Below are 13,475 nucleotides of genomic sequence, written 5' to 3'. Positions count from 1 at the left end.
GTCACTCGACGAGCCCGCGCCGCATCCCCTCGGCGACCGCGGCCGCCCGGTCGGAGACGCCGAGCTTCTCGTAGAGCCGCTGTACGTGCGTCTTCACCGTGCTGACGCCGATGAACAGCTCGCCCGCCACCTGCGGCACCGAGAGCCCGCGGGCGAAGGCCTGCAGCACCTCGCGCTCCCGTTCCGACAGCGCCGGCCCCGTGCTCTGCGCCCGCATCCGGATCTCGCCCGCGAGCCCGGCCGCCAGCTCCGGCGGCACCACCGTCTTGCCCTTGGCGACGTCGAGCACCGCCTCGACGATCTCCGAACGTTTCGAGTCCTTGGCCAGGTAGCCGGCGGCGCCCTCCTGCAGCGCCTGGAACACGACCGCGCTCTCGGTGTGCGCCGACAGGATCAGCACCCGGGTCTTCAGCCCGTCGCGCACGGCGGCCCGGACGATGCCGAGGCCGTCGATGTCGGGCATCTCGTAGTCGACCAGCGCGACGTCGGGGGTGTGCTCGCGGATCGCGGCGAGGGCCTCCCGGCCGTCGTCGGCCTCGGCCACGACCTCGACGCGCCCGCTGGTGGTCAGACCACGGGCGACGCCGTCACGGAAGAAGGGGTGGTCGTCGGCGACGACCACGCGCACCCGGGCGTCCGACGACTCCATCGGGTCAGCATAGGGATCTCGGCGTCCGCGGTGGACACTTCGCGGGCCGAACATTCACGGGAGGACCCATGCCCGCCCCGCCCCGCCCGCAGTCCATCGGTCCCGACGTCATGCGCATCGCGATGGACCACGCCCGCCGCGGGGTGGACCTGCAGGTCGTGCTGCGGGGTGTGCTGGTCGCGTTCGTCGCGCTGACCGTGGTGTTCGTCCCGCCCGCACACGACGTCTTCGCCTGCGCGCTCGTCGCGGCCGGGTACGCGGTGTGGGCGCTCGCGGTGTTCCTGTGGACGCGCGGCGGCAGCGACACGCCTGTCCGGCTGGCGTGGGTCGCCCTGTTGATGGACGTGTTCGTCCTGGGGTCGTTGACGCTGCTCACGGGCCTGTCGACGCCGCAGAGCTGGACGTCGGACGTCCTCGCCACGGGTTTCCTGCTGATCCCGGTGCTGGCGGCGACGCAGCTGCGGGCGCACGTCTGCGCGGCCGTCGCGGGGGCGACGCTGGTGGTGTACCTGGCGGCGGCGATCGCGACCCGCGAGTCGAACGCCGAGCCGTGGGGGTCGCTGCTGCTGCGCACGGCGATCGTGGCCGGGGTGGGCCTGGGCTGTGTGGGGCTGTCGCGGATCCAGCGTTCGCGCGTCGACACCATCGGCTCGCTCGTCAACGACCGCACCGATCTGCTCGACCAGCTCACCGGTATCGAGGAGCGCGAACGCCGGGCGCTGTCGGAGGCGCTGCACGACGGTGCGCTGCAGTACGTGCTCGCCGCCCGCCAGGACCTGGAGGACGCCCGCGACACCGGCGACGCCGAGTCGTTCGAGCGGATCGAGGAGGCGCTGCTGGAGTCGTCGCGGCTGTTGCGGACGACGGTGTCGCAGCTGCACCCGGCCGTGCTCGACCGGGCGGGGCTGGAGGCGGCGCTGGGTGATCTCGTCCGCACCGCGGCGGGCCGCGCCGGGTTCGACGGGGAGGTGTCGACGGTCGGCTGGCCCGGCGGGCGCACCCCGATCGACGGGCTGCTCTACCGGACGGCGCGCGAGCTCGTCGGCAACGCGGCGACACATGCGAAGGCGTCGACGCTGCGGCTGTCGCTGACCCGCGACGGCGACCGGGCGCGACTCGTCGTCGCCGACGACGGGGTGGGGCTGCCCGCCGACGCGATGACGTCGAGCCTGCGTCGTGGCCACATCGGACTGGCGTCGCACCGGGTGCGCATCGAGGCCGCGGGCGGGACGTTCGCAGCGGTCGGGAACGAGCCGTCCGGCACCGTCGTCACGGTCGAGCTGCCCGGTGAGTGGCAACCGTCGCCGTAGCGACCGTCGCCGCTCACGAGGTCGGTCCCCGTGTCCCTCGATCGGGGGACAGCACTGTCGTCCTGCGGGTCGTGCGGTCGGCCGACGGTGCGGATCCGTTGCGCGCGAGAGCCTTGAGGCATCGGGGAGGAAGCCCCGCAGACCGAATGAGGCGAGTGCGATGAGCACGACGATGGACAACCGCTACTGGGACGGCGACACCGAGCGCATGGCGCCGGTCGGTCAGCAGGTCCGCACCGCGGTCCCGCCGCGGATCACGGCGCCGGAGCAGCGCAACACCGTTCCCGGCGCCCGGTTCGCGCCGCAGCAGGAGTTCGGCGCCGACCGCCGCTACGGCTACGACGGCGCCTCGGCCGCCGTGCCGCCGGCCCCGATGACGGTCGAGCCGGTCGAGCACCGCCCGGTCGTCGACGCCACGCGGCTCTGGTCGGGCGGGCTCGCCACCGCGATCGTCGCGGCCCTGATCGGGCTGGTCGGGGTGCTGGTCGTGCGGGTCGCCTTCCACGTCGCGCTCTACGCCCCGGCGGGTGCGGCGGCGATGGGCTCGTCGACGGCCGTGACCATGCTCTGCCTGGTCTCGGCGGCGGCGGCGCTGGCGGCGACCGGGCTGGCGCACCTGCTGCTGATGTCGACGCCCCGCCCGCTCGCCTACCTCGGCTGGATCGTCGGCCTCACGACGGCGGCGGCCACGGTGATCCCCTTCCTGGGCGCCACGTCCCTCGCGGTCGCCACGGCCGCCGCGGTGATCCACCTGGTGATCGGGCTGGCCATCGGCAGCCTCGTCGCGGGCTCGGCCGCCGCTGCCGCGCGCGGCCGCCGATTCCACTGATCGGGTACATCGATACCTGATCGCGACTCCGACCAGGCAGTCTCGACCTCGCGTCCTCGCACCGGACCCCACCAGCCCGGTGCGGGGGCGCCCTCCTGTCTACGGCACGACTCGTCGTTAGAACCTTGACGACGCTTGGGCTCACGGGGCAGTGTCCGGGTGTGGCCCCACCGTTGACGCGACTGTTCGAGCCCGTACAGATGGGGAACGTGCGGCTGCGAAACCGCCTCGTCATGGCCGGTCACGGCAGCAGGTTCGTGGACCCGCACGAGCACGCGCTGGCCGAGCGCCAAGCCCACTACCTGGCCGAACGGGCCCGCGGCGGCGTCGGACTGATCATCCAGGGCTCCGGCATCGTGCACCCGACGGGTCTCACCTTCGGCGGGATCAACCAGGTCTGGGACGACGCCGGCATCGCGCCCTACGCCCGCGTCGTCGACGCCGTCCACGAACACGGCGCGGCGATCTTCGCCCAGCTCTCCCACCTCGGACGCCAAGGCAGCGGCTTCCCCAGCCACCGTGAGCTGTGGGCGCCGTCGGCGGTGCCGGACCCGTCGAGCCGCGTCGTACCGCACGCCATGACGCACGCCGACATCTCCGAGCTCGTCGAGTCCTACCGGTCGGCCACGAGGCGTTTCCTCGCCGCCGGGTTCGACGGCCTCGAGGTCTACATGGCCCACGGCTACCTGCTGTGCTCCTTCCTCTCCCGCTTCAGCAACACGCGCACCGACGAGTACGGCGGCTCGCTGGAGAACCGGATGCGGCTGCCCCTGCGGGTGCTCGCCGAGGTGCGGGCGATCGCGGGGCCGGACGTGCCCGTCGGCATCAGGGTCTCCGGCGACGAGTTCGTCCCCGGCGGCCTGGAGATCGACGAGAGCCGCGAGATCGTCGCCCGGCTCCTCGACGCGGTACCCGTCCACTACGTGAGCGTCAGCCAGTCCAACTACGCCTCGATCGACCGCCAGATCCCCGACATGAGCTACCCGCAGGCGCCGTTCGTGCACCTCGCCGGTTCGATCCGGGAGGTCACCGGCGGGGTGCCGGTGTTCGCGGTCGCCCGCGTCGTGTCCGCGGAGAAGGCCGAGGAGCTGATCGTCGACGGCACCGCCGACCTCGTCTGCCTCGTCCGGCCCCTGATCGCCGACCCGGAGCTGCCCAACAAGGCCCGCGAGGGTCGCCTCGACGAGATCCGCCCGTGCATCTCCTGCAACGTCGGGTGCCGCGGCGGGCCCCACCGCGGGGTCCCGGTCGCCTGCCTGGTCAACCCGGTCGTCGGGTTCGAGAAGCAGTGGGGCGGAACGCTTCCCGTCGTCGACGAGCCGCGCCACGTGGTCGTCGTCGGCGGCGGGCCCGCCGGGCTGAAGACGGCCGAGACCGCGGCCCTGCGCGGGCACCGCGTCACGCTGCTGGAAGCCGCCGACGTACTGGGGGGTCAGGTGCTCGTCGCCGCCGCGGCGATGCCGTACCGCGACGAGTTCGCCGGCGCGACGCGGTTCCTGGAGCGGGAGGTGCGCCGGCTGGGGGTGACCGTGTCGCTGTCGACGCGTGCGACGGCGGAGTCGGTCGCGGCCCTGGGCCCGGACCTGGTCGTCGTCGCCACCGGCTCGCGGCCCGGGACGCCCCCGATCCCCGGCGGCGACCGCGCGGTCAGCGCCCACGACGCGATCTCCCACGGAGTGCGCGGGGAGCGGGTCGTCGTCCTGGACTCCGGCGAGGCCGACTGGAAGGTCCTCACGACGGCCGAGCGTCTCGCCGCGGACGGCCACGTCGTCACGGTGATCACGCCGGTGCCCGCCGGTGCGGAGCTCGATGCGTTCTCCCGGCCGCCGATGATGCGCCGCCTCGGGGCGGCCGGCGTCCGGATCCGGGAGAGCCACACCGTCCTCGCGATCGAGGACGGGCGCGTGCGCTCGCGCGACAACTGGACCGGTGCGCAGGTGGTCGACGAGGCCGACGCCGTCGTCGCCGCGTGGTACGGCGTCGCCTGCGACGAACTGGTCGGCGAGCTCGCGGCGCAGGGGATCCGGGCGCGGGTGGTGGGCGATGCGCTCGCCCCACGCCGCGCGATCGACGCGATCTGGGACGGGTTCAGGGTGGGGGTAGAGGCATGAGGGTTGTTCTGGTGACGGGTGCCGGCGGTGGGATCGGTGCCGGGATTGCACGGGTGCTGGCGGAGCGGGGCTGGCACGTCGCGGTCAACGACGTCTCCGTCGAGGGCGCGGAGAAGGTCGCGGCCGAGGTCGGCGGGACCGCGGTCCCGGGCGACGTGGCCGCCGACCCGGCCGCGCTGGTCGAGTCCGCGCTGGCGGTCACCGGCCGGCTCGACGGCCTGGTCAACAACGCCGGCATCATCCGCCGCGGCCCGCTGTCCGCGCTCGACCCGGCCGATGTGGACGCCACCCTCGGGGTCAACCTCCGTGCCGTCGTCGCGCTGTCCGCCGCCGCGCTGGGGCACCTGTCGTCGGCGGGCGGGTCGATCGTGAACATCGCCTCGATGGCGGCGGAGGTGCCGCAGCTCAACGGCGGCATGTACGCGGCGTCGAAGGCCGGGGTGGTCGCCTTCACCCGGCAGGCCGCGGTCGAGTGGGGTGCGCGGGGCGTGCGGGTCAACGCCATCGGCCCCGGCATGATCCGCACGGAGATGGCCGAGGCCGTCTACGCCGACCCGGTCATGTACGAGCGTCGCCGCGCACTGGTCCCCGTCGGACGGATCGGGGCGCCGGAGGACATCGGCCGCGTGGTCGCGTTCCTGCTCTCCGACGACGCCGCCTACGTCAGCGGCCAGCACATCCTGGTCGACGGCGCCCTGACCCAGACGCTGATGGCGCACTTCCCGCAGCCGGGTGACTCCGCGTGACGCGGCCGCGGTGAACCGGGCGGCCGCCGGGCCCTGCGGGTTCCCCGGAGCGGCGGACCCGCGAACGCGGTGACGTCGGGGCGCGGGGGATGCGCGCACCCTCACCCTGACCGGGGCCGGTCCCGTCGCCGGCAGAACCAGGCCTCGCCCACCTCGCCGAAGCCCCGGCGGCGGTACCAGTCGCGCGGCCAGTCGGCCGCGTCGGCGTCGAGCCACACCAGGTCGCACCCGGACTGGTGGGCCTGCCGCAGCGCGCCCGCGAGCAGCGCGTCGCCCAGGCCACGACCGCGGTGGGTCGGGGCGGTCTCGACGGCGTCGAGCTCCGCCGTCGCCCCGTCGATCTTGAGCAGGCAGCAGGCGACGACGTGCCCGTGCTCACGGACCGCCATGGCGTGCACGTCGACCACGTCGTCCTCGAGGTCGTGCCGGTCGGAGAGCTGGGCACGCTGCTGCTCGGTCAGCCCCGGCGCCGACCGCAGCCACGACGCCTCCCAGAACGGGCGCAGCTCCGAGGGCAGCGCGCGTTCGGCGTGCGGGTGGTGGCGCGGCGGTGCGGCCGAGGGCATCGTCGCCAGCGACACGAGGTGGTCGACCTCCCAGCCGTGCCGGGCCAGCTCGGCGGCCGTCGCGGCGGCGTCGGTCCCGCGCAGCGTCGCCGCCCGATGGGCCAGCCCGGCCCCGCCGAGGACGCGGTCGGCGTCGGCGATCACCTGCGCGGCACCGACCGGGCCGTCGAGCAGCAGCTGGTTGTGCTGGTAGGACGCCGACACCGACTCCGTGACGACGGCGACACCACCGGTGACGGGCTCCTCCGACGTCGCCAGCCGGCGCAGCACCGAGTACGACATCGTGTCGCGGCGGGCGACCGCGTCGACCCGGGCGGGCGGGCCGCCGGGCGCGTCGAAACCACCGTCGGGGCGCGGGCGCAGCGGCAGCACGGCGACGACGGCGCCCGTCGGGACCGGGCCGTAGGCGTGCGGGAAGACCATGTCCGACGGGTCGTCGGGCAGCCCCGGCTCCCAGCGCAGGTCGGCGATGCGCCCGGCGTCGACGGCCAGCGCCACGATGTCGTCGCGACCCGGGAACAGGCGGCTCGCGGGCAGCGCGACCTGCTCGGCCGTCGACAGGTGCACGAACCCGGACTCGGCCATCGACCGGCCCGCCGCCCCCGACAGACCGAGCGCGCCGTCGGCCATGGCCGCCCGCCACTCGCCCGGCGTGCAGAGGTGCAACAACGTCGGAGCACTCACGTCGGCAAGTCTGAACGGTCCTGCCCCGACCCCTCCGAACGGGTGGGTCCGGACAGGTCGGCGGTCCAGCTCACCCTTGCATTGGCACCGGGTGCCATTTAGCGTCCAGTTGGTCCGAGCACGACCCGAACGACGGGAGACAGCCGATGGCGCCGGCCGAGAACACCCAGTCCACCTCGCAGGAGGAGCCGCTCGTCGAGGAGACCCTCGTCGAAGAGGTCTCGATCGACGGTATGTGCGGTGTCTACTGACCCGACCGCAGGCGGCGCGGTCCCCGGGTTCGACCCGGGGACCGCGTACCGCTGCAGCCCGCAGGTCTCCCTGCGGCCCGAGTCGTTCGGCGCGCTCGTCTACCACTTCGGGACGCGCAAGCTCTCGTTCCTGAAGACGCCGCAGCTCGTCGACGTCGTCACCGGGCTCGAGAAGCACACCGACGTCCACGCCGCGATCGACGCGGCCGGCGTCGCCGAGACCGAACGCCCCGCGTACCTCAAGGCCCTGGCCGGCCTCGCCGCCTCCGGGACCATCGAAGCGCGTCCCACCACCTGACAGGGGAGCGACGTTGAAGCTCGTCGACCACTTCCAGTACGGCCTCAGCTCACCGATCTGCCTGACCTGGGAGCTCACCTACGCGTGCAACCTCGCGTGCGTGCACTGCCTGTCGTCGTCGGGCCGCCGCGACCCGCGCGAGCTGACCACCGCCGAGGCCAAAGCGGTCATCGACGAGCTGCAACGCATGCAGGTCTTCTACATCAACATCGGCGGTGGCGAGCCGACCGTGCGCCCCGACTTCTGGGAGCTGCTCGACTACTCGATCGCCCACGACGTCGGCGTCAAGTTCTCCACCAACGGCATCAAGCTCGACAAGAAGCGCGCCGCCCAGCTGGCCGGCACCGACTACGTCGACATCCAGATCTCCCTCGACGGCGCGACCGCCGACGTCAACGACAACGTCCGCGGCCCCGGCTCCTATGCCACCGCCATGCGGGCCCTGGAGAACCTGGCCGAGGCCGGGTTCGCCCAGCCGAAGATCAGCGTCGTCATGACGCGGCAGAACGTCGACCAGCTCGACGAGTTCAAGGCCATCGCCGACAAGTTCGGCGCCCAGCTGCGCATCACCCGGCTGCGCCCCTCGGGCCGCGGCGCCGACGTGTGGGACGAGCTGCACCCGCTCCCGTCGCAGCAGCGCCAGATGTACGACTGGCTCGTCGAGCGCGGCGACCAGGTCCTCACCGGCGACTCCTTCTTCCACCTCTCCGCCTACGGCGAGGCCCTGCCCGGGCTGAACCTGTGCGGTGCGGGACGCGTCGTCTGCCTGATCGACCCGGTCGGCGACGTCTACGCCTGCCCGTTCGCCATCCACGAGAACTTCCTCGCCGGCAACGTCCGCTCCGAGGGCGGGTTCCAGAAGGTCTGGCAGGACTCCGAGCTGTTCACCGAGCTGCGCCGGCCGCAGACCGGCGGGGCCTGCTCCGGGTGCATGCACTACGACTCGTGCCAGGGCGGCTGCATGGCGGCCAAGTTCTTCACCGGCCTGCCGCTCGACGGCCCCGACCCCGAGTGCGTCCGCGGCTTCGGCGAGCAGGCCCTCGCGGCCCGCGACGGCGAGACGGCGATCCCGAAGTCCGACGTCGACCACAGCCGCTCGGCGCCGCGCAACTCGCGCACGCCGAAGGCGCCCGTGCCGCTGACGCTCACGACCCGCCCCCTGGAGGTCGCGCGCCCCGACCGCGCGTGCGAGACCAGCCCCCTCGCCGGTCTCGGCGCCTCGGAGTCCGACTCCGGGCTGCGCCGGCCGGTGGCCGGCGGCTGAGAGACGGCCGGCACCGGACCCGCCCGACCGGGTCCGGTGCCGTGCACTTGCCTCCCGTGCCCTCGCTGACGTCTCCGTGGCCGCTGCGGGGCCGGGTCGCGCCCTCGCGGGTGCTGTTCGGCCCGCACGAGACCAACCTGGGTGACGGCCGCGCGTACTCCACGCGGCACGTCTCCTACTACGCGGCCCGCGCAGCGGGTGGCTGCGGCGTCGTCGTGACCGAGACGGCGTCGGTGCACCCGTCCGACCACCCCTACGCGCGGGCGCCGCTGTTCTCCGACGCCGGCGACGGGTGGGCCGCCGTCGCTCGCGCGTGCCGCCCGGCGCTCGTGCTGGCCTCGCTCGGGCATGCGGGTTCGCAGGGGTCCGTCTCCTACGGTGCGCCGGTCCTGTGGACCCCCGACTCGTTCGACCGGGCCGCGCTCGTCGACGGGTTCCGCTCCGCTGCCCTGCTCGCCGTCTCCTCCGGGCTCGACGGGGTGGAGATCGACGCCGGGCAGTACGCGCTGCTGCGGCAGTGCCTCTCCGCGGGAGATCCCTCGCTGGTCGGCGAGGTGCTCGACACCGTCCGCGACGCGATCGGCGACGCCGTACTCGGCCTGCGGCTCTGCTGCGACGAACGCACCCCCTGGACCGGGATCACCCCCGCCTCGACCACGCCGGTGGTCGACGCCGTCGCGGGTGTCGTCGACTACCTCGTGCCGGTGCGCGGCGGCACGCTCACCGTCGCCGCGACCCGCCCCGACATGCACACCCCGCCCGGGGTGAACCGCGCGCTGTGCACCACGGTGCGCTCCATCGTCGATGCGCGGTGCGACGTCGTGTGGCAGGGCTCCGTCGCATCCCCGTCCCTGGGGCAGGAGGGCCTCGACTCCGGGGTGTGCGACGCCGTCGAGATGACCCGCGCGCAGATCGCCGACCCCGACCTCGTCGCCCTCGTCCGGGCCGGGACACCCGCGAGGGTCCGGCCACCCACGCTCTCGGGCCGGTGGTGGGCGGGCCGGGACCCGCGCAACGTCGTGGTCTCCGACGACGCGGAGCCCTCGTTGCCCGCTCCCGTCGCGCCGGGGACCGGTGACGTCCTCGTCGTCGGGGGCGGCCCGGCCGGGCTCGAGGCCGCCCGGACCTACGCGCTCCAGGGACGATCCGTGCACCTCGTCGAACGCGCCGACCACCTCGGCGGGGCGCTGCGCCTCGCCGCCGCCCTGCCCGGCCGCGCCCGCTTCGGGCTGCTGATCGAGTGGTGGGAGCGGGAGCTCGCGCACCTCGGGGTCACCGTCACGACGGGCCGCACGCTCACCCCCACCGATCTCGACGAGTTCGACGGCGAGGTCCTGGTGGCGACGGGTTCCCGCCCCCGGCCCCCCGCGTTCGCCGTGGGTGCAGGGGTGGAGTGCGTCCCCGCGGCCGAGCTCCTGGATCGCACGAACGGCCCTTTCCCGCAACTGAGCTGCGGGAAAGGGCCGTTCGTGCAGCTGGAGGTCGTCGTGTCCGACCCCGTCGGGGACGCCGTCGCGATCGGGGTGGCCGAGCTGCTCGCCGCGGCCGGGCACCGGTGCACCCTCGTCACCCCCGACCCGGCGGCGGGGATGCGCCTCGGCCCGGGCGCCGACGTGTCCGGCGCGCACGCCCGGCTCCTGCGTGCGGGCGTCACGATCACGCCGTTCGCAGAGGTCCGCGCCGCCGCGGACGGGGTCGCCGAGCTGGTCGACGTCCACACCGCCGAGGTCCGCCGGGTCCCGTGCACGGTCGTCGTCGACTGCGTCCAACGCCTCCCCGACGACACCCTCTGGTCCGCCCGCCCCGACCTGCCGCGCGCCGGCGACTGTGTCGCACCCCGGGGGATCCAGGAGGCGGTCCGGGAAGGCCGCACCCCTGTGCGCGGTAGTGGCCGCCACCGCGACTGTGACCGATCACGACCGCTGACCAGGCGTTCGGCACCCCGGACCGCGCTCGGGCCCGACCCGCTGTTCACCCCGTTGCAGGTCGGACCGCTGCGGCTGCGCAACCGGGTCGTCTTCGCCGCGCACCTCACCGGCTTCGCCGAGGACGGGCTGCCGAGCACGCGCCACGTCGCCTACTACGCGGCGCGGGCCGCGGGCGGCGCCGGGCTGGTCATCACCGAGGAGCACGCGGTGCACCCCGGCGACCGCCCCTACGAGCAGATGATCCGCGGCCACGACCCCCGCGTCCTCGACGCGTATTGCCGCCTCACCGACGCCGTCCACGCGCACGGCGTCCCCGTGCTGGCCCAGCTCAACCACAACGGGCCCCAGTCGTCGGGGCTGTACTCGCACGCGCCGGTGTGGGGGCCGTCGGCGGTGCCCGACCCGATGTTCCGCGAGGTGCCCGTCGCGATGACGCCCGGGCAGATCGACGAGCTCGTCGCCGCCTACGCCGACGTCGCCGCGCGCTGCGTCGACGGCGGTTTCGACGGGGTCGAGCTGCAGGCCTCGCAGGCGTCGGTCCTGCGGGCGTTCCTCGCCCCCGGCACCAACCTGCGTACCGACGCCTACGGAGGGGGTCCCGTCGAGCGGGCGCGGCTGCTCGTCGAGGTGGTCGCGGCGGTGCGGGCGGCGATCGGACCGGACCGCGCCCTCGGGGTGCGCCTCGGCGGCGGGGAGGACGTCCCGGGCGGTCTGACGATCGACGACGCCGTGGCCACCGCCCGGCTCCTGGAGCCGTTCGTCGACCACCTGAGCACCTCGGTGGGGCTGGCGACGCGGACGTTGGAGCTGGTCGAGGCCCCCTCTCCGGTCCCGCCGGGCTACGCGGCGGCGCTGCCGTCGGCGATCCGGGCGGCGGTGTCGGTGCCGGTTCTCGGTGCCGGCCGCTACACCCGCCTCGACGACGCCCGCGCCGCACTCGCCGCCGGGCACTGCGACCTCGTCGGGGTGGTCCGCGGACAGATCGCCGACCCGGAGTGGGCGGCCGGCACCGGCGCGCGGACGTGCATCGGGTGCAACCAGGACTGCACGGCGAACGTCGGGACGAACCGGCCGCTGTCGTGCGCGGTGCGCCCCCGTCCCGACCACGCCCGCCGGGCCCGCCCGATCGCGCTCGGCAACGGCCTCCCGGCGGGGCCCGTGGGCGCGCGCGGCGCCCGGCTGCTGGTCGTCGGGGGCGGACCTGCGGGGTTGCGGGCGGCGGCGTCGGCGGCGCAACGCGGAATGCGGGTACGGCTGCTCGAACGCTCCGACCGGCTCGGCGGCACGCTCGCGCTCGCCGCGACAGCACCCGGCCGCGGCGAGCTCGCCACCCTCGTCGACGACCTCGTCGGTGAGTGCCGCGCCGCCGGGGTGGAGCTGTGCACCGGCGTCGAGGTGGACCCGGCGGAGACCAGCGGGACCGTCGTCCTGGCGACGGGCGGGACCCCGGACCGTCCGGCGTGGGCCGTCGCCGGGGTGTACGACGTCGTCGACGTGCTCGCCGGGGCGGCCGATCCGCGTGGCGAGGTGCTGGTCGTCGACGGGACGGGGTTCCACGAGGCCACCTCGGTCGCGGAGCTGCTGGCCGGGCGCGGCTGTGGGGTGGAGGTGGTGGCGGCGGCCATGGTCGTCGGCCAGGACCTCGGCCTCACCCTGCACCGGCCCATGTTCCGGCGCCGCGCGGCCGCGCTCGGGATCACCTGCACCCCTGACACGGTGGTCCTCGGCGCGGCGCGCACCGGCGCGGGGTCGGTCGCCGTCACGCTGCTGCACCACCCGACGGGCCGGGAGACGGTGCGCACCTACGACGCGGTCGTCGTGGCGACCCCGCCACGCCCGCGGGAGGGGGCGAACCGGATCGGCGACGCCCTCGCCCCCCGCCGCGTGGGCGCCGCGATCGCCGACGCCGAGCGCCTCGTCGCCGGGCTCGCGCTCGGGAACACCGCGCTCGGGAACACCGCGCTCGGGAACACCGCGCTCGTCGAGACCGACGGGAGTGCTGTCGGCGGGCTCGGGAACAGCACCGTCGTCGGTCTCGGCGGATAGGGTCCGCGCGTGCCCCTGCTGCGGGACCTCACCTGGCCACAGCTGCGTGCCACGCGGCCGACGCTGGTCGTGCCCGTGGGATCGGTCGAGCAGCACGGGCCGCACCTGCCCCTCGACACCGACGTCCGGATCGCCGAAGCCGTCGCCGCCGGGCTGCTGGCCGCGGAGCCCACGCTCGTGCTCGCGCCGGCCGTCGCCTACGGCGCCGCGGGGGAGCACGAAGGGTTCCCCGGCACCGTGTCGATCGGGCACGAGGCGCTGCGGCTGCTGCTCGTCGAGTACGGACGGTCCGCCTGCCGCTGGGCCGGGCGGCTGCTGTTCGTCAACGGCCACGGTGGCAACCTCGTGACCCTGGTCGAGGCCGTCGAACGGCTCCGCTACGAAGGTCGCGACGCCGCTTGGGTTCCCTGCGGCACGCCGGGTGGCGACCCGCACGCCGGACGCACCGAGACCTCCCTGATGGCGGCCATCGCCCCGGCCGCCGTGCACGCCGACCGTGCCGAGCCCGGCAACACCGCGCCGCTCGCCGAGCTGCTTCCGGTGCTGCGCGCCGGTGGCACGGCCGCCGCCAGCCCGAACGGCATCCTCGGCGACCCCACCGGCGCCACCGCCCGCGAAGGACACGCGCTGCTGGAGACGATCGTCGGCACCTGCCTCGCCGCGCTGCGCACGTGGGAGCCCGGGCCGGGCGGACGCCTGTGACGATCACCCTCCGTCCTGTCCACGAGGCATGCGTCACATAGCCTCCGGGGGACGACGGACGCGTCGTCGCACGACCGCCCGGTGAAGCGAG

11 protein-coding genes are annotated in these 13,475 nt (G+C 74.7%); 9 read left to right on the top strand and 2 right to left on the bottom strand.

Annotated features, from left to right (window positions below):
• Window position 1: 1 nt before the first annotated feature.
• A complete protein-coding gene (locus AB7F12_RS29220) occupies window positions 2-649 on the bottom strand; it encodes a response regulator (protein ID WP_428498666.1) in 648 nt (215 codons plus the stop codon).
• Between the two features lie 68 nt (window positions 650-717).
• On the opposite strand from AB7F12_RS29220, the gene AB7F12_RS29215 reads away from it, so the two are divergent.
• From AB7F12_RS29215 to AB7F12_RS29200, 4 genes are all read left to right on the top strand, one after another.
• Entirely contained in the window at window positions 718-1,959 is a 1,242-nt protein-coding gene (locus AB7F12_RS29215) for a sensor histidine kinase (RefSeq protein WP_428498665.1), read from the top strand.
• 160 nt (window positions 1,960-2,119) lie between these two features.
• Entirely contained in the window at window positions 2,120-2,788 is a 669-nt protein-coding gene (locus tag AB7F12_RS29210; protein WP_428498664.1) for a DUF6069 family protein, read from the top strand.
• A gap of 161 nt (window positions 2,789-2,949) precedes the next feature.
• Window positions 2,950-4,899, top strand: coding sequence for an FAD-dependent oxidoreductase (locus AB7F12_RS29205; protein WP_428498663.1), 1,950 nt, complete (start codon window positions 2,950-2,952; stop codon window positions 4,897-4,899).
• A complete protein-coding gene (locus AB7F12_RS29200) occupies window positions 4,896-5,645 on the top strand; it encodes an SDR family NAD(P)-dependent oxidoreductase (RefSeq protein ID WP_428498662.1) in 750 nt (249 codons plus the stop codon). The genes AB7F12_RS29205 and AB7F12_RS29200 overlap by 4 nt, the downstream gene beginning before the upstream one ends.
• Before the next feature lie 101 nt (window positions 5,646-5,746).
• Here AB7F12_RS29200 and AB7F12_RS29195 read toward each other — a convergent pair whose 3' ends face one another.
• Window positions 5,747-6,895: a GNAT family N-acetyltransferase gene (locus AB7F12_RS29195; protein WP_428498661.1), complete on the bottom strand. Its 1,149-nt coding sequence runs from the start codon at window positions 6,893-6,895 to the stop codon at window positions 5,747-5,749.
• A gap of 146 nt (window positions 6,896-7,041) precedes the next feature.
• On the opposite strand from AB7F12_RS29195, the gene mftA reads away from it, so the two are divergent.
• Genes mftA through mftE form a run of 5 tightly spaced genes read left to right on the top strand, consistent with a single transcriptional unit; the run spans window position 7,042 to window position 13,384 of the window.
• Window positions 7,042-7,146 (top strand): mycofactocin precursor MftA, encoded by a 105-nt coding sequence (gene mftA, locus AB7F12_RS29190; protein ID WP_428498660.1) that lies wholly within the window; start codon window positions 7,042-7,044, stop codon window positions 7,144-7,146.
• Window positions 7,136-7,444 carry a mycofactocin biosynthesis chaperone MftB gene (mftB, locus tag AB7F12_RS29185; RefSeq protein WP_428498659.1) on the top strand — a complete coding sequence of 103 codons (309 nt, stop codon included), beginning with the start codon at window positions 7,136-7,138 and terminating at the stop codon, window positions 7,442-7,444. Before mftA ends, mftB begins: the two co-directional genes overlap by 11 nt.
• 13 nt (window positions 7,445-7,457) lie before the next feature.
• The gene (gene mftC, locus AB7F12_RS29180; RefSeq protein WP_428498658.1) at window positions 7,458-8,708 is read left to right on the top strand and encodes a mycofactocin radical SAM maturase; all 1,251 of its coding nucleotides are present in this window, start codon (window positions 7,458-7,460) and stop codon (window positions 8,706-8,708) included.
• Window positions 8,709-8,764: 56 nt separating this feature from the next.
• Window positions 8,765-12,682 carry an FAD-dependent oxidoreductase gene (locus AB7F12_RS29175; RefSeq protein ID WP_428498657.1) on the top strand — a complete coding sequence of 1,306 codons (3,918 nt, stop codon included), beginning with the start codon at window positions 8,765-8,767 and terminating at the stop codon, window positions 12,680-12,682.
• Between the two features lie 9 nt (window positions 12,683-12,691).
• Window positions 12,692-13,384, top strand: a complete 693-nt coding sequence (gene mftE / locus AB7F12_RS29170; protein WP_428498656.1) for a mycofactocin biosynthesis peptidyl-dipeptidase MftE — start codon at window positions 12,692-12,694, stop codon at window positions 13,382-13,384.
• The last annotated feature ends 91 nt before the right edge of the window (window positions 13,385-13,475 follow it).

It is taken from the genome of Pseudonocardia sp. (assembly GCF_050250275.1).
GTDB lineage: Bacteria > Actinomycetota > Actinomycetes > Mycobacteriales > Pseudonocardiaceae > Pseudonocardia.
This window is presented reverse-complemented; position numbering and strand designations above follow the sequence as displayed.